The organism is Pseudogemmobacter faecipullorum, from assembly GCF_020539525.1.
In the GTDB taxonomy this organism is placed as follows: domain Bacteria; phylum Pseudomonadota; class Alphaproteobacteria; order Rhodobacterales; family Rhodobacteraceae; genus Pseudogemmobacter; species Pseudogemmobacter faecipullorum.
Genome location: NZ_JACDXX010000033.1, coordinates 1 through 17,886 on the forward strand (window position 1 = coordinate 1; position 17,886 = coordinate 17,886).

The 17,886-nt window shown below is 62.0% G+C and carries 20 protein-coding genes; 3 read left to right on the plus strand and 17 right to left on the minus strand.

The genetic code is table 11. From position 1 onward, the window contains the following. Window positions 1-111: 111 nt before the first annotated feature. The 3 genes from H0485_RS21720 to H0485_RS19785 form a co-directional block, all read right to left on the minus strand. The gene (locus tag H0485_RS21720; protein ID WP_255613858.1) at window positions 112-246 is read right to left on the minus strand and encodes a hypothetical protein; all 135 of its coding nucleotides are present in this window, start codon (window positions 244-246) and stop codon (window positions 112-114) included. A 4-nt stretch (window positions 247-250) separates the two neighbouring features. Further along, a complete protein-coding gene (locus H0485_RS19780) occupies window positions 251-1,120 on the minus strand; it encodes a branched-chain amino acid ABC transporter permease (protein WP_226937631.1) in 870 nt (289 codons plus the stop codon). Between the two features lie 66 nt (window positions 1,121-1,186). Beyond that, a complete protein-coding gene (locus tag H0485_RS19785) occupies window positions 1,187-2,374 on the minus strand; it encodes an ABC transporter substrate-binding protein (protein WP_226937632.1) in 1,188 nt (395 codons plus the stop codon). A 210-nt stretch (window positions 2,375-2,584) separates the two neighbouring features. Here H0485_RS19785 and H0485_RS19790 point away from each other — a divergent pair, with 210 nt between their 5' ends. Then, window positions 2,585-3,304, plus strand: a complete 720-nt coding sequence (locus tag H0485_RS19790; protein WP_226937633.1) for a GntR family transcriptional regulator — start codon at window positions 2,585-2,587, stop codon at window positions 3,302-3,304. A gap of 433 nt (window positions 3,305-3,737) precedes the next feature. On the opposite strand, the gene H0485_RS19795 is transcribed toward H0485_RS19790, so the two are convergent. Together H0485_RS19795 and H0485_RS19800 are read right to left on the minus strand one after the other, a co-directional pair. Next, on the minus strand, window positions 3,738-4,133 hold the full coding sequence (locus H0485_RS19795; protein WP_226937634.1) for a lysozyme inhibitor LprI family protein: 396 nt from the start codon (window positions 4,131-4,133) through the stop codon (window positions 3,738-3,740). A gap of 381 nt (window positions 4,134-4,514) precedes the next feature. Continuing rightward, entirely contained in the window at window positions 4,515-5,657 is a 1,143-nt protein-coding gene (locus tag H0485_RS19800) for an alpha-D-ribose 1-methylphosphonate 5-triphosphate diphosphatase (protein WP_226937635.1), read from the minus strand. Window positions 5,658-5,748: 91 nt separating this feature from the next. Between H0485_RS19800 and H0485_RS19805 the strand changes: the two genes are divergently transcribed. Next, window positions 5,749-6,429, plus strand: coding sequence for a DUF1045 domain-containing protein (locus tag H0485_RS19805; RefSeq protein ID WP_226937636.1), 681 nt, complete (start codon window positions 5,749-5,751; stop codon window positions 6,427-6,429). Here the strand turns inward: H0485_RS19805 and phnN are convergent. From phnN to phnG, 7 genes are read right to left on the minus strand one after another with little or no spacing between them, the layout of a single operon-like run. After that, on the minus strand, window positions 6,411-6,938 hold the full coding sequence (gene phnN / locus H0485_RS19810) for a phosphonate metabolism protein/1,5-bisphosphokinase (PRPP-forming) PhnN (RefSeq protein ID WP_226937637.1): 528 nt from the start codon (window positions 6,936-6,938) through the stop codon (window positions 6,411-6,413). The two genes, H0485_RS19805 and phnN, sit on opposite strands and share 19 nt — an antisense overlap. After that, on the minus strand, window positions 6,935-7,627 hold the full coding sequence (gene phnL, locus H0485_RS19815; protein ID WP_226937638.1) for a phosphonate C-P lyase system protein PhnL: 693 nt from the start codon (window positions 7,625-7,627) through the stop codon (window positions 6,935-6,937). The genes phnN and phnL overlap by 4 nt, the downstream gene beginning before the upstream one ends. A gap of 4 nt (window positions 7,628-7,631) precedes the next feature. Further along, window positions 7,632-8,417: a phosphonate C-P lyase system protein PhnK gene (gene phnK, locus H0485_RS19820; protein ID WP_226937639.1), complete on the minus strand. Its 786-nt coding sequence runs from the start codon at window positions 8,415-8,417 to the stop codon at window positions 7,632-7,634. Between the two features lies 1 nt (window position 8,418). Next, a complete protein-coding gene (locus H0485_RS19825; protein WP_290427265.1) occupies window positions 8,419-9,282 on the minus strand; it encodes an alpha-D-ribose 1-methylphosphonate 5-phosphate C-P-lyase PhnJ in 864 nt (287 codons plus the stop codon). 58 nt (window positions 9,283-9,340) lie between these two features. After that, window positions 9,341-10,423 carry a carbon-phosphorus lyase complex subunit gene (locus H0485_RS19830; RefSeq protein WP_226937640.1) on the minus strand — a complete coding sequence of 361 codons (1,083 nt, stop codon included), beginning with the start codon at window positions 10,421-10,423 and terminating at the stop codon, window positions 9,341-9,343. Next, window positions 10,423-10,989, minus strand: a complete 567-nt coding sequence (gene phnH / locus H0485_RS19835; protein ID WP_226937641.1) for a phosphonate C-P lyase system protein PhnH — start codon at window positions 10,987-10,989, stop codon at window positions 10,423-10,425. The genes H0485_RS19830 and phnH overlap by 1 nt, the downstream gene beginning before the upstream one ends. Beyond that, the gene (gene phnG / locus H0485_RS19840; RefSeq protein WP_226937642.1) at window positions 10,986-11,429 is read right to left on the minus strand and encodes a phosphonate C-P lyase system protein PhnG; all 444 of its coding nucleotides are present in this window, start codon (window positions 11,427-11,429) and stop codon (window positions 10,986-10,988) included. Before phnG ends, phnH begins: the two co-directional genes overlap by 4 nt. A 109-nt stretch (window positions 11,430-11,538) precedes the next feature. On the opposite strand from phnG, the gene phnF reads away from it, so the two are divergent. Then, a complete protein-coding gene (phnF, locus tag H0485_RS19845; RefSeq protein WP_226937643.1) occupies window positions 11,539-12,255 on the plus strand; it encodes a phosphonate metabolism transcriptional regulator PhnF in 717 nt (238 codons plus the stop codon). Here the strand turns inward: phnF and H0485_RS19850 are convergent. The 5 genes from H0485_RS19850 to phnC form a co-directional block, all read right to left on the minus strand. Continuing rightward, window positions 12,252-12,869, minus strand: coding sequence for an LbetaH domain-containing protein (locus H0485_RS19850; protein ID WP_226937644.1), 618 nt, complete (start codon window positions 12,867-12,869; stop codon window positions 12,252-12,254). The genes phnF and H0485_RS19850 overlap by 4 nt on opposite strands. After that, window positions 12,866-14,200 carry a phosphonate ABC transporter, permease protein PhnE gene (phnE, locus tag H0485_RS19855; RefSeq protein WP_226937645.1) on the minus strand — a complete coding sequence of 445 codons (1,335 nt, stop codon included), beginning with the start codon at window positions 14,198-14,200 and terminating at the stop codon, window positions 12,866-12,868. The genes H0485_RS19850 and phnE (H0485_RS19855) overlap by 4 nt, the downstream gene beginning before the upstream one ends. Before the next feature lie 4 nt (window positions 14,201-14,204). Continuing rightward, window positions 14,205-15,011, minus strand: coding sequence for a phosphonate ABC transporter, permease protein PhnE (gene phnE / locus H0485_RS19860; protein ID WP_226937646.1), 807 nt, complete (start codon window positions 15,009-15,011; stop codon window positions 14,205-14,207). A 145-nt stretch (window positions 15,012-15,156) separates the two neighbouring features. Next, a complete protein-coding gene (gene phnD, locus H0485_RS19865; protein ID WP_226937647.1) occupies window positions 15,157-16,056 on the minus strand; it encodes a phosphonate ABC transporter substrate-binding protein in 900 nt (299 codons plus the stop codon). A 66-nt stretch (window positions 16,057-16,122) separates the two neighbouring features. Continuing rightward, entirely contained in the window at window positions 16,123-16,941 is an 819-nt protein-coding gene (gene phnC / locus H0485_RS19870; protein WP_226937648.1) for a phosphonate ABC transporter ATP-binding protein, read from the minus strand. Window positions 16,942-17,886 lie beyond the last annotated feature (945 nt).

The following is a 17,886-nucleotide window of genomic DNA, read 5'->3' on the forward strand; positions in this document are numbered from 1 at the left end:
CCGACGACGGCCAACCTCATCGGCGGCGAAAATCTCGATTGGTGAAACAACTGAAGCGCATGCCATAAGGCAATGCCTTAAGACCATTTGCTCAATCAGAGCAGACGGCCCTCACCGCAGGCTTACGATGAACAGCGGGATCAGCAGGAAGATCAGGATCAGGAAAGCGGCAAGGCCAAGTCCGCGGCTCAGATTGCGCCCGCGCGGTGCAGGCAGGGCCCCTTGTGAATTATCTGCAAAGCTCATCGCATTACCCCCAGGGCTTGCCCATCAGGCCCTGCGGCCGGACAGCGAGGAAAATAATCAGCGTGGCGAAGATCATCAGATAGGTGACATCGCCATAGGCAGAGAGCACCGAAAGGCCGACACTTTCGAGCATTCCAAGGATGAATCCGCCGGCAATGGCACCGGAGATAACCCCCGCCCCTCCGATCATGATCATCATGAAGGCCTTGACTGAAGTGGGTCCGCCCATCCCGAGATTAATGCCGGTGATGGTCACCAGAAGCGCTCCGACCGTACCGGCCAGCATCGCGCCAAGGGCAAATCCCAGCATCGAATAGCGGTTGACATCAACGCCCATCAGCTGGGCTGCGACCCGGTCCTGGGCCAGTGCCCGCATCGCCCGGCCGGCGCGGGAATATTGCATGAAGAGGATAAAACCGATCACCAGCGAGACCGCCAGAACCCCGATCAGGATCCGGTCATAGGGCATGATCAGCCGCATATCCCAGTTGAACACCCCGTTAACAATCTTGGGCACGCCGCGCTGCTTTTCGCCAAACAGCAGCAGAATGCAGGCATCGAGGAAGAAGGCGATCCCGGCCGCCAGAAGCATGGTCGATTCCTCGCGCTTTGAGCGGCGAATGACCGGGCGGAAGAGGAATTTCTCGATCAGTGCCCCCATGATCGCCAGGATCACCGCTGAGGCGATCAGGCCGACGATAAAGGGCAGGTTATACTGGGCGACCACCGTATAGGTGATAAAGCCTCCAAAAACATACATCTGACCATGCGCAAAATTCAGCACATTCATCAGCGAGAAGATCAGCGTCAGTCCGAGGGCAATAAGCGCATATTGTGCGCCGAGATACAGCCCGTTTGCGATAATCTGTTCCATGTCACCCTCGTGAGCGGAAAGGCGGGGGCGGGACCGGCCAGCCCCCGCGGCACTGACAATGCGTGATCAGTCCACAGTGGCCACGAACAGGGTTTCGAACTTGCCATCTCTGAACTCATTCACCACCAGCGGCACCGAGATCTGACGCTTCTGGCCGAAGGAAGTCATGCCGACATAGGACAGTTTAGCATCCCCCTTCATAAAGGGGTTCGGCGCCTCAAAGGTATCCATTGCCTGTTTGAAGACCTCGACATCATCAATCGCCGCCGGATTGGCCTTCAGCGTTTCGATAACATATTCAAGGGCATAGACCTTGGTGTTCGATTCATCATTATATTCGCCATACATTTTCGTATAGCGCTCGACGAATTCTTTCATCACATCGCTGGCCAGCTCTTCGGTCGAGGCCCCGCCCACCGACAGGAAGCCATTGGCCAGCTCGCCCGCCCCTTCCTGCAGCACCTGGGCATCCTGCGCCGTCTCGGTCGAGATCAGCCCGGTATATCCCAGCTCGCGCGCCGAACGGATCAGCTGCGGCGCATTGGCCGGCGAGACCCCCGACAGCACCAGCAGATCGGGCTGGCTCTGGATCACCGGCAGCAGCACCGGAGTAAAGTCGGTGGTATCGACCTGATAGGTCACCGTATCCGAGACCACCTCAAGCCCGATCGCTTTGGCCGCCTCAACGCCGGAATCGCGCTGGCTGAGCGGATCGGATTCATTGGCCGCGACGAAAGCGACCTTCTTTACCCCGTTATTCTCGGCCAGGTATTTGTAGATCGCCGGGCCAGACTGGTAATTGGCGACCATGCCCAGGATCGCATTGGATGCCGGGGCGACATAAAGCGATTTCGGGAAAGCATAGGGGAAGTACATGATCCCGTTCTGCTCGGCCACGGGGCGCACTGCGGCGGCACCGTCATCGACATTCGGGCCCATGACATAATGCACCTTCTCCTGCGCCATCTTTTCCATCCCGGCGATGGCGCGTTTGGGGTCTTTCTGATCATCGAAGGCGATGATCTCGATGTCATAGGTGGTGTCGCCGATCTTGACCCCGCCCTGTTCATTCAGCCAGGCGGCGCGCGCCTCCATCGAGCGCTGATTAGAGATCCCCCAGGCTGCCGCAGGACCAGAGGTCACCCCGACAAAGCCAATTTTAAGTTTTGCATTTTCTGCCTGTGCGGCGGTCAGCATGGTCAGGCCAGTGACAGCGGCAAGAGCGGTGGTCTTCAGAAAAACGCGGCGCAGCATCAGAAAACTCCCTGTTATAGAGTCCGATTGTTTCTTGGTTAACGTCTTGGGCAGTGGCGCGAGTTCAGTCAGTCTCAACAATCAGTCTTAGATTGTTAACAAAGATGTCAACATAAAAATGAAAGACATTAACGATTCGAATGCTTGTTGTTCTCTGTAGATGCAGGTATTTTCGGGCGATCACACCATAGTCTTAGTATGCGTCACATCATGTCCCTGGCCATTTCAGACAATTCCGATTCCCATGATTCCGAGGGCCTCGCAGAGGATGCGATTGTCGAGCACATCCTCACCGCGGTGATGGAGCAAAGGCTTCCGCCTGGAACAAAGCTTTCCGAATCAGCCCTTTGCGAGGCATTTGGCGTGGGGCGGATGCGGATCCGGCGCAGCCTGCTGCTGCTGGCCAGCCAGGAGGTGGTCATTTTGCAGGCCAATCGCGGCGCCTTTATCGCCTCTCCTACCGCCGAACAGGCGCATGAGGTGTTTGAGGCGCGCCGGATGATTGAGCCCGGCATGGCCCGTCTGGCCGTCGAACAGGCCGGTCCCGATCAGATCGCGCTGATGACCCGGCATCTGGAGCAGGAACATGCCGCGCATCGCCGCCAGGACCGGCGTGAGGCGATCCGGCTTTCAGGTCAGTTTCACAGCCATCTGGCGGCAATGGCCGGCAATGCCGTCATGCAGCGCATGATGAAAGAGCTGATCAGCCGCACCTCGCTGATCATCAGTGTCTTTGGCTCTCCCGGAATGTCCGATTGCCGCGATGATGAACACGGCGCCATCCTCGAGGCTTTGCGCAACCGCGATGGCGATCTGGCAGCCGATATCATGCTGCGCCATCTTCAGCATATCGAGGCGCATCTTCATCTGACTCGCCCGAAACAGGCCCCGCTGGATGTGGTCGCAATCCTGAAACAAAAACAGCTCTGACCGAGCCGCAACGGGCCGGTGCCGCAACTGGCAATACCGCAATCTGCCGGGCAATCGCCGCGGGCGCAGCTTCCGTTCCGGTTTTTTCTGAGGAAATGAGAATGCTCCCTGCCCGATGGCTGAGATCATTGTGAAAGCGAGACCCGGGGGCGCAAAATGACACCCCGGCGCGGGGCATAAATCAGGGCAGCGAGCGGCCGGCGCCGCAGCCCTTTCAGCCGTTTTGCCCCTGAGCGGACCCGGATCGACGGGACCCGCGGCAGGAGAGAACCATCCGTTCAGGGCCACTGGTGCGCGGCCCCTGTGCGCTTCAGGGGGAAGCTTGCCGGGTGGAATTGCAGCTCCAGCTTCTGACACCGCGTTCTGCCCGCCCGCCCGGGCTGCAGCAAAACCAGCCCCCCGGGGCAGGAACCGGGGGGCAAAGCGGGCTGTTTTATTGCGTATACTGACCCAGTTCAGCTGCCCGCTCGCGTGCGGCCTCGATGCGGCAGGATCTGATTGCAATGCCCGTGCCCGAGCCGCCGCCAAAAGTCGCGCCGACAAATTCACAATGGGCATCGCGGTAAGCAGACCAGGCGGCCTGACCTGCATTCAGCGCCGGAACCGCAGCCGGGCGGCCGGTCACCTCATCGAGGCGCTCTGCTGCTTCCACAGACAGGTCCAGAACCGCCTTCAGCGCGGTATCGGCATTGGCCTCGACCTGGGCCAGACATTCACCGATCTCAACCTGATTGCCGCCACCGACACCGCATTCAAGCGCGGCATCGGCTGATGCGGTGAATGGCACTGCGCTCAGCAAGAGTGCAAAGCTCCATCTTTTCAGGGGCATATTACCGATCCCTTCCTTCAGCTCTGCTAAAAATATGCCCTATCCCTCCGGGCTGCTCAATTCAGCCCCGTACAATCCTCATCACAGTTGCGCGTGTTCCCGCCCAAAAACCACCTGCCAGGCAAAATCCGGCCACCTTCTGCGCCCCCCCCCGTGCCAGCCTGCCTGACGGCAGAATACGACGCAGGCAGAAAGCCCCCCGGCCTTGAAAACTGGCCGGACAGGGTCTGTCAGACGGCAGGCCACGCCGCCACCCGGGCCCTCGCCAGAGCAAAAATAAAAAGGGATCAGGGACATAAAAATCCGCCCCTGATCCCCGGAGAGTTTTGCTCCCCCTGTTTTCACACCAGCCCTGGAGGCGGGCGATTCAGGCGGGGATGCTCAGCCCACGCGCCTGCCTTCGACCCAGACCCCCCGGGTTGCACCGCCGGCGCCAACCCGGGCCACGCGAATGACATCGGCGCGCGCGCCCGCAACCAGCCTGCCGCGATCCCCACGCCCGGTGACTGCAGCCGGTGTCGAGGTCACGGTGGCGATGCCGCGCGGAATATCGCCCCAGAGATCGCAGAGCATCAGCGCCCCGGAGAGCAGCGCCGAGGGCACATAATCCGAAGACAGAATGTCCAGCAGATCGGCCGCCGCAAGATCGGCCGCCGCCACATTGCCGGAATGCGAGCCGCCCCGGATCAGGTTGGGCGCGCCCATCATCACCTTGATATTCTTATCCTGACAGGCCTTTGCCGCCTCGACCGTGGTCGGGAATTCCGCGAAAGTCACACCATGCTGCGCCGAAGTCGCAACCTGGGCGCTGTCGGTATCATCATGACTGGCCAGAACCGCGCCGAAACGCCTCGCCTCGGCCACCGCCGTGGCCTCATGCTTTTCGCCGTAGCGGGCGCGCAGCGCCTGCTGGCTGCTCACATGCTCCTCAAACTCGCTTTCCGACAGACCGCGCTTGCCCATGACATAATCGCGCAGCTTGTCGATATCGCGGAACTGGCGCTGCCCGGGGGTGTGATCCATCAGGCTGACAATGCCGATACGGTCATCGGGGCCGAATTTGGCCATTTCCTCGACCAGGGTTTCCGAGCAGACTTCGGCCCGCAGATGCAGGAAATGGCTGATGCGCAGCTGTTTGCGCGCCCGCATATCCAGGATCTCATCGGCGAGCGAACGGGCATATTCGCCATATCCGGCCCTGGTGCTGGTGAAGACCGAGCCGACGCGCAAAGCATCAAACACCGTGGTGATCCCGACCGAGGCCAGTTCGGCATCATGGGCCAGAATCGCCGCCTGATGCGGCCAGTTCACCTTCGGGCGCGGCTCCAGATGGCGTTCGATATTATCGGTGTGAAGTTCGATCATGCCAGGCATCACCAGGTCGCCATCGCAGTCGATCGCGCCCTGCGGCACGGTTTTGCCCTCGCTGATATCGGTGATCCTGCCATCCATCATGCGGATCTGGCCGTGGATCATCTCATCGGGCAGAACGATCCTGGCATTGGCAAGGAGGGTCTCAGTCATTCTCTGTCCTATCTTGTGCACAAGCGCAGCTGATGCTTCCCTGCCATAGGGCTGTCACAAAGGTGTGACAGCGCGGGGTTATGTGCGCGGCATGGAAAAATTCAGACGATACGCCGTTTACTACGCTCCCCCTGCGGGGGTGTTTCATGATCGCACCGCAGCCTGGCTGGGCTGGGATACGGGCCCGGGCCAGGCGGTGACGCCGCCTGATCTGGGGATCGATATTGAGGCGATTACCCGTGAGCCGCGAAAATACGGCTTTCATGGCACAATCCGGGCCCCGTTCCGCCTGGCCGAGGGCCAGGATCTGGCCGGTCTCAAGGCCCGGATCGCCCATATTGCCGCGAGCCTGGCGCCGGTCCGGCTCGGCGCGCTGAAACTGGCGGAGCTGGAGGGGTTCATCGCGCTGATTCCCACCGGCGATCTGGCGCCGCTGCTGGCTCTGGGCGCGGCGGTGGTGCGCGGCACCAATGATCTGCGGGCACCGCTGAACGAGGCCGAGATCGCCAGGCGCCGCCCCGGGCAGCTGACGCCGCGACAGCGCCAGCTGCTTGAGGAATTCGGCTATCCCGGGGTGATGGAGGAATTCCGCTTCCATCTGACCCTGACCGACCGCCTGACCGGCGAGGATCAGAGCAGGATTGCCCTGATCCTTGCCGACTACCTTGCTGATGCCCTGCCCGATCCGTTCGTGATCGAAGATCTGGTGCTGTTTGGCGAGGATGATGCAGGACGCTTCCATCAGCTGAACCGCTACGCTTTGCAGGGCTGAAGCGCGGCAAGAAAGCGCGCCAGCCCGCGCTCAGCCGTGCTGTCATTCTGCACGATGAGCGGCGACAGCCCCTCTGGCAGGGCAAATTCCGCCCTTGCCAGACGGCGGCTGCGATCCTCGGCGGCCTCACGACCCCGGGCCGCCAGCCGTCCGGCCAGAACCGCAGCGGGGGCGGTAACCAGCAGGATCTCCAGCCCGGGGAACTGCTCCCGGGCTGCGCTCAGCACCGCGCGCGAGCAGTTGAAGAGCAGCACCCCCTCCCCCGTCAGTTCCTGGCGCGGAATGCCGTAGCGCAGACCATGGGCCTGCCAGTGCAGGGCAAATTCCCCCTGCTCCAGCCGGCGCGAAAATTCGGCCTCAGAGACACCCTCAAACTCCTCGCCCCCGGCTTCAGAGGGCCGGGTGATGACCCGACGCACCGCGCGGATCCCAGGATCGGCCGCACAGGCAAGCGCCATCAGCGTATCCTTTCCCGCCCCCGAAGGGCCGACCACCGCCACCAGCCTCATGCTGCGCGCCCGGTCAGGCCGGGGGTGAAGCCGGTGACATCCACCACCCGGTCACAGACCCGGTCCCGTGCCGGCTCATCGTGGAAAATGCCGATGATCGCCGCGCCGCGCGCTTTGGCCTCTTCGATCAGCCCGAGCACCACCTCGCGATTGGTGGCATCCAGGCTGGCGGTGGGCTCATCGAGCAAAAGTGCCGGATAGCTATGGGCAAAGCCCCGCGCGATATTGACCCTTTGCTGCTCGCCGCCCGAGAAGGTCGTGGGCGAGAGCGCCCAGAGCCGTTCGGGAATATTCAGCCGCGACAGCAGGTCTTGCGCCCGGGCCTGGGCTTCAGCCGCCGCAACCCCGAGCCGCAGCAAAGGCTCGGCCACCACATCAAGGGTCGGCACGCGCGGCACCACCCGCAGGAACTGGCTGACATAGCCGAGCGTGGCGCGCCGCAGCTCAAGGATCTGGCGCGGCTCGGCGGTGACCACATCGACATCACCGACCAGGATCGAGCCACCTGCGGCGAGGTAATTACCATAGATCATCCGCATCAGGGTCGATTTCCCCGAGCCGGACTGACCGATGAGGCCAACGCATTCGCCGGATGCGACCTCAAGCCTGCCCCCTGCCATGACCGGGATCACCGCGCCGCCCTGATTGTGCATGGTGAAAGATTTGGAAAGATTTTGAACCTTGATCATGCGCTTAAACCTGCAGAACAGAGGAAACGAGAAGCTGGGTATAGGCATGCTGGGGATCATCCAGCACCTGATCGGTCAGGCCGCTTTCGACGACATGGCCCGATTTCATCACCATCAGCCGGTCAGCCAGCAGCCGGACCACGGCAAGGTCATGGGTCACGATCACCACCGAAAGACCCATATCGCGCACAAGGCCGCGCAGCAGGTCAAGCAGTCTGGCCTGAACCGAAACATCGAGGCCGCCGGTCGGCTCATCCATGAAGACAAGCCGGGGGCCGGTCACCAGATTGCGCGCGATCTGCAGCCTTTGCTGCATCCCGCCCGAGAAAGCCGAGGGCCGGTCATCAATCCGTTCGGCGGCGATTTCGACCCGGCCCAGCCAGTCGGTGGCGGTCTCGCGGATCTGGCCATAATGGCGCGCGCCGGTGGCCATCAGCCGCTCACCGACATTGCCCCCCGCCGAGACCCCCATGCGCAGCCCGTCACGCGGGTTCTGATGCACATAGGCCCAGTCGCTGCGCAGCAGGCGGCGGCGGTCGGCCTCTGAGAAGCTCAGCACATCGCGGCCATCATATTCGAGGCTGCCCTGATCGGGGTTCTGATGCCCGGCCAGACAGGAGAGCAGCGTCGATTTGCCCGAGCCGCTTTCGCCGACAATGCCCAGCACCTCGCCCGGCCAGAGATCAAAGCTGACATCGGCGCAGCCGATCCGGGCGCCATAGCGGCGCGTCAGCCCCTTTGCCGAGAGCAGCGGCACGGCGGTTCCGGTGAGAGTGGTTTCCAGTTTCATATCACACCTCTGCGGCAAGACGGCCGCGATGGCCTTCGGCCTGACGGCCGGAGCAGAAATCGGTATCCGAGCAGACAAACATCCGGCTGCCCTGATCATCGGTGATCACCTCATCGAGATAGCTGGTCTCTGAGCCACAGAGATCGCAGGCATGATCGGCCCGCGAGGCCTCGAAAGGATGGTCCTCAAAATCGAGGCTGACCACCTGGGTATAGGGCGGCAGAGCATAGATCCGCGCCTCGCGCCCCGCCCCGAACAGCTGGATGGCGGCATTGCCCGAAAGCTTGGGATTGTCGAATTTCGGGATCGGTGAGGGGTCCATAATATAGCGCCCCTCAACCTTTACCGGATAGGCATAGGCGGTGGAGATTTCGCCGTGAAGGGCAATATCCTCATAGAGTTTCACATGCATAAGGCCATATTCCTCAAGCTCATGCATCTTGCGGGTCTCGGTCTCGCGCGGTTCGAGGAAACGCAAAGGCTCGGGGATCGGCACCTGATAGACAAGGATCTGACCCTCGCTCAGCCCGGTCTCAGGGATGCGGTGCCGGGTCTGGATGACGCTGGCCTCGGGGGTTCTCTCAGTCACCGCGACCCCGGCGGTGCGCTGGAAGAAGCGCCGGATCGAGACCGAATTGGTGGTGTCATCGGCGCCCTGGTCGATAACCTTCAGCCGGTCCTCGGGGACGAGGCAGGCCGCCGTCACCTGCACGCCACCCGTGCCCCAGCCATAGGGCATCGGCATCTCGCGGCTGGCAAAGGGCACCTGATAGCCCGGGATGGCCAGCGCCTTCAGCAAAGCGCGGCGGATCATCCTTTTGGTATCTTCATCAAGATAGGCGAAATTATAGGACTGATCGGTCATGTTCAGCAGACCTTTGCTTGATTGGGGCGGGAGGCGGGGCGGCCGGGGGCAAAAGCGCTCATTCTGCCGCCTCGAGAAGCTGCACCGCCTCAGAGCGCAGCCGGCGGATCAGCTCCAGCTCGGCCTGGAAATCGACGTAATGCGGCAGTTTGATATGTTCGAGGAAGCCGGTCGCCTGGATATTGTCGCAATGCGACAGCACGAATTCCTCATCCTGCGCCGGGGCGCCGGTGAAATCCTCTTCCAGCTCTTTCCAGCGCAAAGCCCGGTCCACCAGGCTCATCGAGATCGCCTTGCGCTCTGACTGGCCCATCACCAGGCCATAGCCGCGGGTGAATTGCGGCGGCTCCGAACGCGAGCCTTTAAACTGGTTCACCGTCTCGCATTCGGTCAGGGTGATCTCACCGATCTCAACCGGGAAACCGAATTCCGGCAGATCCACCTCAACCGCACAGATGCCGATACGCAATTCGCCGACGAAAGCATGGGTGCGGCCATAGCCACGCTGGGTGGAATAGGCGAGCGAGAGCAAAAACCCCTCATCGCCACGGGCCAGGGCCTGCAGCCGCAGCGCCCGGCTGGCGGGCAGCTGCAAAGGCTCGCGCGTCAGATCGCGCGGCACCTCATCGGCCGGATCATCGGCCTCGATCAGCCCGTCCTGGCTCAGCAGGCCCATGACATGCGGCACCTGCTCACCCGTCACCCGGCCCTCGGGCGCGGCGGGAACCTCGCCATTGGCCGCGAGGGTAAAGTCGAGCAGACGGTGGGTATAGTCAAAGGTCGGGCCAAGCACCTGGCCCCCGGGCAGATCCTTGAACGTGGCACTGACCCGGCGCTCGATCGCCATATCGGCGGTTTCGACCGGGGCCGAAGCGCTGAAACGCGGCAAAGTGGTGCGATAGGCGCGCAACAGGAAGATCGCCTCGATCAGATCGCCCCGGGCCTGTTTGATCGCCAGCGCCGCGAGGTCAGGATCATAGAGCGAGCCCTCGGCCATCACCCGGTTCACCGCCAGGGTCATCTGCTCGCGGATCTGTCCGAGCGAAAGCTCCGGCACCGAGACATCACCCCGCCGCTCTTCGGCAAGCCAGGCATGGGCAGCGTCAATGGCGCGCTCGCCCCCTTTAACGGCGACATACATCAGTTATCCTCCACTCGGGTCGTGCGCGGCAGCGCCGCCAGCCGGTCAGCGCAGGTGAAAAGGCAGTCGATCCCCAGCGGGAAAAGCTGCGCATTCTCGCGGAAGGCCCGGGTCTCCGGCAGGGAAAGATGGCTGCTGGTTTCAATCCCCGGCCCCGACAGCCGCGCCCCCTCGCCCCGCAGCTCCTCCAGCTCGACAATCAGCGTGGCGGAACGGTCCGGATAAGAGGGGTCACCGATCTGATAGGCCGAAAGCGGCTGCAGCTCCTGCCAGCTGCCAATGGCAAAGCTGGCCTCTCCGGCGCGGGTCAGCGGCGCGCCGGTATGGAAGGAAATCCAGCTGCGGATTGCCGCGCTGTCAAATTTTCCGGCCAGATATACCGGCGTCGTCGGGTCACAAAGCGTCAGGATCAGGGTACCGGCGGCCACCGAAAGCGGCGCGGGCGGCACCGCCCCCTGCAGCGTTTCAATCCGGCCCGGGCGGGCCATGGCTTCGAGCACCGAGCGGAAGGCACGGGCGGACTGGGGCGCGGGGCTGTCAAAGCCCCCGGTCAGAACTGCGGTCATTTATCCTCTCCGCGCACGAGGGTGAAGAATTCGACCCGGGTCGCGGCGGCTTTGGCCGCGCGGGTCTGGCGGGCTTCTGTCGCCGCGCGCTGCAGCGGGGCCAGGGTGGCCTCACGGTAAGCCTCTGACTGTCCGGTCTGCATCAGCGCATCGCCAAGCGCGGCCCGCAAAGCATGATCGCGGTCACGGCCCTGCACCATGGCATGGCCCACCGCGCCACAGGCAAGGCGCGCCGAGCAGCGGGTCACGGTCATCTCTCCCAGATTGAACGGGGCGCCGGTGCCATTGGTACGGCCGCGCACCATCACCGTGCCGATTTCCGGGCCGCGCAGAATCTCATGCTGCGGCAGTCCGGGCATCAGCGCCCGCAGGGCGCCCGGATCGGCTTTCGCCAGCAGGGACACCCAGTCCTGCCTGGCTGTCTTTTCGGTCTGTGGCATATCTACCTCGACAAGATCGCGAACATGTCGCTTTTCTATACAACTAGACATGTTATAAGAGCCTAACCGCGTCGAAGACAAATGAAGCTTTCATGACAGAGGAATGCAGATGGCCCGTCCCGCGCTGTGGAAAGCGATCCATGACACTTTGCAGGCTGAAATCGCCCAGGGGCTGTATCAGCCCGGCGACAGACTGCCCTCGGAGGCGGATTTCGCGGCACGCTTTGGCGTGAACAGACATACTGTGCGCCAGGCCCTGGCGCGGCTGGCCGAGGGCGGCATTGTCAGATCGCGGCGCGGCGCAGGGGTCTTTGTTGCGGCGCGGCCCACCGATTATGCCCTCGGCCGGCGCGTGCGCTTTCATCAGTCGGTCAGCGATTCGGGGCGAAGCCCCTCGCGCCGGATCACCCGGCGTGAGACCCGCGTCGCCAGTGCAAAAGAGGCGGCAGCTTTGCAGCTTGCCGCCCCTGCCATGGTGCATGTGGTCGAGGGAATATCACTGATCGATGACCAGCCGGTGGCCTTCTTCCGCTCGGTCTTTGATGCGCTGCGCTTTCCCGATCTGCTGCAGCATCTTGGGGAAACCAGCTCGGTGACCCGGGCTCTGGCCGCCTGCGGCCTGGCCGATTACACCCGGGCCGAGACCCGGCTGACCGCCAAGACCGCCCCAGGTGTTCTGGCGCTGGCGCTGCAGATCAGCGAGGGTGCGCCGCTGTTGCGCTCGGTTGCGCTCAATATCGACAGCGCCGGACAGCCGGTGGAATATGGCACCACATGGTTTGCCGGTGAGCGCGTCACGCTCACCATCCGGCCGGAAGGAATTTAACCACCGTATTTTTCGAGGAAAGCCTCGGCTTTCAGCCGGCGAAAATCGGGAAGCGCCTCGCGCAGGCGCTCATGCGTCCAGTCCCACCAGGCCAGCGCCAGCAGCCGCTCACCGATCTTTTCGGGAAAGCGCAGCCGCACCGGTTTTGCCGGACAGCCGGCGACGATCATGAAGGGGCTGACATCTTTCGTCACCACCGCACCCGAGGCGGCAATCGAGCCGATGCCCATCACCACTTCCGGTTTGACGATGACCCCATGCCCCAGCCAGGTGTCATGGCCGAGCACCGTACGCCGCGCCGCGCGGGCGGCGAAAAAGGCCGCATCATCCTCGGCATCCTGCCAGTAATAGCTCGAGCGATAATGGAAATGGTGCAAAGCCGCATGTTCGACCGGGTGATCGGTGGGCCCAATCCGGCACATGGCCGCGATATTCGAGAATTTCCCCACCGTGGTATTGGCGATATCGCAGAGCCTGCCGCAGTACGAGTAATCACCGAGCTCGCTGTCGAGCAGCGTGCTGTCCTGGCCTGCTTCGGTATAGCGACCAAAGCGGGTCCTGGTCTGAGCCACGCCAGGATGCAGCATGGGCTCATGGGCCGAAAGTTTCATCATTCACCTTTAATCAGCTTGCGGCGGATCCAGCCCGAAAGGCTGTCCATGGCCATGATCATCAGGATGATCAGCACCATATACCAGGCCACATCCTCCCAGTCCTTCTGGGTCTGGATCGCCTGGGTCAGCAAAAGGCCGATGCCGCCGCCGACAATCGCGCCAATCACCGTGGCAGAACGTGTGTTGGATTCGAGGAAATAGAGCACCTGGCTGAGCAGCACCGGCATCACCTGGGGCAGCACCCCGAAGCGCGCCCGCTGCAGCGTATTCGCCCCGGTCGAACGCACCCCCTCGACCTGTTTTTCATCAATATTTTCCAGCGCCTCCGAGAAGAGTTTGCCGAAAGAGCCGGTATCGGTCAGCAAGATGGCCAGCGCGCCGGTCATCGGGCCAGGGCCAAAGGCACGCGCCAGGACAATGGTCCAGATCAGCCCGTCAACGCCGCGGATAAAATCGAAGAGGCGCCGGAAGGCAAAGCGGATCGCGGCGAAGGGCATCATATTGCGCGCCGCCATAAAACCGAGCGGCAAAGCAATGAGCGCGGCCCCCATCGTGCCAAGGAAGGCCATCAGAACCGTCTCGAACATGGCCCAGAAAGTATCGCCATGGCGCCACATCTGGTTGTTCAGAAAATCATGCGGGATCGCCAGGATATTGGGCAGATCGGCATAGACCCGCTCGCCGGTAAAGACCGAGGCGCCGATCTCGCCCCAGCTCATGGCCGAGAACGGGCTCTCAGGGGTGAAGAAGAACAAAGGCCAGCCCGCCTGATAGCGGAAGGTCTCGACCTTCGAGCGGGTATAGGCAAAGCGCCCCGCATCGGTGGTGACCGAAACCCGGCTGTCCGAGGCGCTGATCCAGTCCGGCAATGGCTGGGGCGCTGACAGCTCCAGCCGGTCGCCCTGCGGGGTGACGCTGATCCGCCCGTAACCGGGCACATCATACTCTGCCCCGCCGGCGGTATAGGTCACCAGATGACCATTGCCGAGATCGATCACCGTCTCGCCGCCGGACTGGCTGACCCAGTCGGGCAGACGGCCCTCGGGCAGGCGGCCCTTATTCTCGCCCTCAACCGCCACGCTCAGCGCTCCGCTGCGGTTGTCGCGGGTGACATGGGTTTTATAGCTGACGAAATCGGCAAGCAGGATGCGGGCATTATCCATCCGCGCCCGCCCGGCCAGACCGGCCAGATCAAAGGCAATGGCGGCATAGATCAGATAGGCGAGGATCAGTGCCGGAACCGCAAAGGACAGCCGCCGCGCCTTGCGAAAGCGGCCAAGCACCGTGGTTTCAAGGCTGACCGGCTGCGGTGTCGCAGTGAAAGCGCTCATGATATTACCCTTTCACCAGGCGGTGGCGTGCATAATCGGACAGCCGGTCGATCACCACGATGGTCAGGAACAAAAGCAGGAAAATCGCGACCACCAGGTCATAGCGCCCCTGGCCCCATTGCATCGCAATCTTGAGGTCATAGCCAATGCCGCCCGCGCCAACGAAGCCGAGAATGGCCGAGGCGCGGACATTGATCTCAAAGCGCATCAGCGCATAGCTGAGCCAGTTCGGCGCCACCTGGGGCAGAATGCCAAACCACATGCGCTGCGCCCAGCTGGCCCCGACCGAGGTCAGCCCCTCAACCGGCTTCAGATCGGCGTTTTCCGCAACTTCCGAGAACAGTTTGCCGAGCGCGCCGGTGGTATGAAGCGCAATCGCCACCACCGCAGGCACCGGGCCGCCGCCGAGGATATAGATCAGCACCAGGGCAATCACGATCTCGGGGAAAGCGCGGGCCATATCCATCACCCGCCGGAACAGCGGGATCAGCCGCGGCCAGGGCGCGAGGCCCCGCGTCGATAAAAACGCCAGCACCGAGGCAAGAAGCGCGCCGGTCAGGGTTGAGACCGCGGCAATATTCACCGTTTCCAGCAAGGACTTCAGATGGTCCCAGGCAATCCCCGGCAGGTTCGCCCGTTTCTGCCAGGCTTCAGCGATCACCTCCGCCGGGAAGGCAAACAGCATCGGCAGCCCGTCGATAAACCCGCCGGCATTACGGCTCTGGGCCAGCTGGAAGCCCGATGCCATCAGCACGATAAACAATGTCAGGATAATGCCGCCATACATCCGACGCCGCCGGACCAGCTCCATATAGGCAGCCTCTGATCTGACAGGATTTGGGCGCTGACCCGGATCGGGGCCCCAGGCGATATCAACCATAAGTCTGCTTTCGAAGATGAGACAGGCAAAAACCCGGCCCCTTCAGATAAGGGGCCGGGCAAAGGGTGATCCCGGATTACTGCGCCGATTCCTGCAGTTTGCGGGCGGCAATCACCCCGAGGAAGGCGTCATGGCTGACCGGCACAAAGTCTTTGGCCTCTCCCGCAGCAACGCTATAGGCGCAGGCCGGGTCTTTTTCCCACAGATCAGCGGTGATCTGAGTTACCTTGTCTTTGACATCCTGCGGCAGCGCTTTACGCACCACCATCGGCCCCTCCGGGATCAGCTTCGAGCGCCAGATCTCGACCAGGTCATTCATATCCACCAGGCCCGCATCCGCAGCCTTACGGAAAGCGCCCGAATTATAGCCATCGGCCCAGTCGCCCAGACCATCGGCAAAGGTCACGCCCGCCAGGAAATCACCATTATTCACACCGACGATGGTCTGCTCATGGCCGCCCGAGAATTTCACTTCCGAGAAGAACTGATCAAGCGGGCCGACCATTTCGAGCAGTTCCGCGCCCGGCACCAGATAGCCCGAGGTGGAATTCGGCTCGGCAAAGGCAAAGCTCTTGCCTTTGGCATCCTCGATACGGGTGATGCCGCTGTCAGCGCGGGCGAAACCGATCGAATAATAGCCGGTGGAACCGTCGGCATTCTGTTTGGTGAGAACCGCATCGACAGCATTCTCATCGGTCAGATAGATCTTGGCATAGCCCGAGGCACCCAGCCAGGCCAGATCGATCGTGCCGCCGAGCAGACCCTGGATCACCCCGTCATAATCCGCCGGGGTAAAGACTTTGACCGGCACCCCCAGCGCCTCCTGGATTGCCGCCCGGTAGCATTCGTTTGAATTCATCCGGTCCTGGGCATTCTCGCCGCCCAGAATGCCGATGTTGAAGCCGGAAATCTCCTGGGCCGAAACGGCCTGGGACAGGGCGGTGGTCAGGGCAAGCGCAAAAGCGATCTTTTTCATGTTCACTCCATGGGCAGGATGAGTTGCGCCCCCGGCATTGCGGGGGCGGGCAATGTCGTAAGGGGATCAGGCCAGCATCCGCTCGGCATAGGCCCGGTCGGGCGCATGATCCGAGGGAAGCGCGGTCGAGGTCGACGCTTCATTAAAGCTGGCATCGGCGCCATAGATGTCGCGGGCAACGCCTGCGGAAAGCTGATCCGGCGTGCCGTCAAACACGATCCGGCCGTCGCGCATACCGATCACCCGGTCACAATAGCGCCGCGCGGTATCGAGAGTGTGCAGATTGGCAATCACCATCCGCCCATCCTCAACATTGATCCGTTTGAGCGTATCCATGACCACCTGGGCATTCATCGGATCAAGCGAGGCAATCGGCTCATCGGCGAGAATGATCTGCGGGTCCTGCATCAGGGCGCGGGCAATCGCCACGCGCTGCTGCTGACCACCGGACAGCGCCTCGGCGCGTTTGGGGGCCTGTTCGGCAATGCCCAGCCGGTCGAGGATCTCAAGCGCGCGCAGGATATCCGCATCGGACCAGATATTGAACAGCGTGCTGAGCGTCGGGCGGCGGTTCAGCAGACCATGCAGCACATTCGAGGCCACATCGAGACGCGGCACCAGATTGAACTGCTGGAAAATCATCGCACACTGGCTCTGCCATTGCCGCCGGGCCGCGCCCTGCAGGCCCAGAATTTCGCGGCCCGCGACATGAATTTCGCCAGATGTCGCTTCGGTGAGACGGTTCATCATCCGCAGGAAAGTCGATTTCCCCGCCCCCGAGCGACCGATAATGCCGACAAAGGCAGGCCCTTCGATTGAGAAGCTTATGTCGTCAACCGCAGCCTTCTGGCCGAATCTGCGCGTGACGTGACTGACTGTCAGCATGGGCTGCTCCCTCTTCATGGGGGCATGCCTAGGCGCTGCAAGTAACAATAGATGACAGTTTGTTTATAGTTTTTATGACATTTCAGATCCGGCTCCCAGCCGGCATGAGCCCCGCCCCACGCGGCCCATGCCAGCGCCCGTTCTGTCAGGCGATGTCATCTCTAAATAAACGGCAGCCAGACAGACTGAGCGCAGGCTCGTCCTGAGATCAGCCTTGCCTTACCGCCCCCTGCTGATCCGCTTTCGGCGTGAAGTATAAAGAGTAATCACTGACAGGCTGGCAGATTTTGAGGGGCGTTTACCCGAATGCGTCACGAGGAAATCAGCGACCAGGCTGCACACGGGAAACCCCGTTTTTGCACACTCTTATGCCTAACTGGCAGCAGCATGCGGGGTGCTGGTAGGCGCGGAGGGGCTGGCAGCATCACGAATTTATGCTGACTTTTCAGTTCAATGGTGTCCCGCAGAGCCTACGATGCAGCACTATATTAATCAAATGGTTACGATGGTGGTGTCCCGCAGTCAAATGATCACCACGGTGCTAAATCCGCCCCCCCCCGAAACACCACCATAACGCAAAAAAGAACGCCCTCAGCCGAAGCTAGGGGCGAAGCGATGTGCCGGGCCGAGCGCGCCTCAAAGGCCGCAGACTTCATCAATGCGCGTTTCGGGGCCGGGACCATCACCCTCGGACTGAACCAGCCGCACCCAGGCTTCTTCGAGCGGTAATCCCCCCATTCTTAGCGGGGTGCATCCGTAGAATTCACGCGGCCATCTTCAGTTTCTGTGCGGTGTCCGTCGTCGAATGATTTGGAACCGCCGCGCTGATTTTGTAGCAGATGGCTTGGGCTCATCGGGTTCAGGCTATGCTGCTTGACGCTGGTGGTTCAAGCGGCGGTTTTGGATGGTCTGCTGTTTGATGCGCCTCCTTTCAGCCAGGATGGT

What these genes read in the sequence shown, in the direction of transcription:
- H0485_RS21720 (WP_255613858.1), bottom strand. Translation starts at nt 246, where the DNA reads ATGAGCTTTGCAGATAATTCACAAGGGGCCCTGCCTGCACCGCGCGGG.
- H0485_RS19780 (WP_226937631.1), bottom strand. Translation starts at nt 1,120, where the DNA reads ATGGAACAGATTATCGCAAACGGGCTGTATCTCGGCGCACAATATGCG.
- H0485_RS19785 (WP_226937632.1), bottom strand. Translation starts at nt 2,374, where the DNA reads ATGCTGCGCCGCGTTTTTCTGAAGACCACCGCTCTTGCCGCTGTCACT.
- H0485_RS19790 (WP_226937633.1), top strand. Translation starts at nt 2,585, where the DNA reads ATGTCCCTGGCCATTTCAGACAATTCCGATTCCCATGATTCCGAGGGC.
- H0485_RS19795 (WP_226937634.1), bottom strand. Translation starts at nt 4,133, where the DNA reads ATGCCCCTGAAAAGATGGAGCTTTGCACTCTTGCTGAGCGCAGTGCCA.
- H0485_RS19800 (WP_226937635.1), bottom strand. Translation starts at nt 5,657, where the DNA reads ATGACTGAGACCCTCCTTGCCAATGCCAGGATCGTTCTGCCCGATGAG.
- H0485_RS19805 (WP_226937636.1), top strand. Translation starts at nt 5,749, where the DNA reads ATGGAAAAATTCAGACGATACGCCGTTTACTACGCTCCCCCTGCGGGG.
- phnN (WP_226937637.1), bottom strand. Translation starts at nt 6,938, where the DNA reads ATGAGGCTGGTGGCGGTGGTCGGCCCTTCGGGGGCGGGAAAGGATACG.
- phnL (WP_226937638.1), bottom strand. Translation starts at nt 7,627, where the DNA reads ATGATCAAGGTTCAAAATCTTTCCAAATCTTTCACCATGCACAATCAG.
- phnK (WP_226937639.1), bottom strand. Translation starts at nt 8,417, where the DNA reads ATGAAACTGGAAACCACTCTCACCGGAACCGCCGTGCCGCTGCTCTCG.
- H0485_RS19825 (WP_290427265.1), bottom strand. Translation starts at nt 9,282, where the DNA reads ATGACCGATCAGTCCTATAATTTCGCCTATCTTGATGAAGATACCAAA.
- H0485_RS19830 (WP_226937640.1), bottom strand. Translation starts at nt 10,423, where the DNA reads ATGTATGTCGCCGTTAAAGGGGGCGAGCGCGCCATTGACGCTGCCCAT.
- phnH (WP_226937641.1), bottom strand. Translation starts at nt 10,989, where the DNA reads ATGACCGCAGTTCTGACCGGGGGCTTTGACAGCCCCGCGCCCCAGTCC.
- phnG (WP_226937642.1), bottom strand. Translation starts at nt 11,429, where the DNA reads ATGCCACAGACCGAAAAGACAGCCAGGCAGGACTGGGTGTCCCTGCTG.
- phnF (WP_226937643.1), top strand. Translation starts at nt 11,539, where the DNA reads ATGGCCCGTCCCGCGCTGTGGAAAGCGATCCATGACACTTTGCAGGCT.
- H0485_RS19850 (WP_226937644.1), bottom strand. Translation starts at nt 12,869, where the DNA reads ATGATGAAACTTTCGGCCCATGAGCCCATGCTGCATCCTGGCGTGGCT.
- phnE (WP_226937645.1), bottom strand. Translation starts at nt 14,200, where the DNA reads ATGAGCGCTTTCACTGCGACACCGCAGCCGGTCAGCCTTGAAACCACG.
- phnE (WP_226937646.1), bottom strand. Translation starts at nt 15,011, where the DNA reads ATGGAGCTGGTCCGGCGGCGTCGGATGTATGGCGGCATTATCCTGACA.
- phnD (WP_226937647.1), bottom strand. Translation starts at nt 16,056, where the DNA reads ATGAAAAAGATCGCTTTTGCGCTTGCCCTGACCACCGCCCTGTCCCAG.
- phnC (WP_226937648.1), bottom strand. Translation starts at nt 16,941, where the DNA reads ATGCTGACAGTCAGTCACGTCACGCGCAGATTCGGCCAGAAGGCTGCG.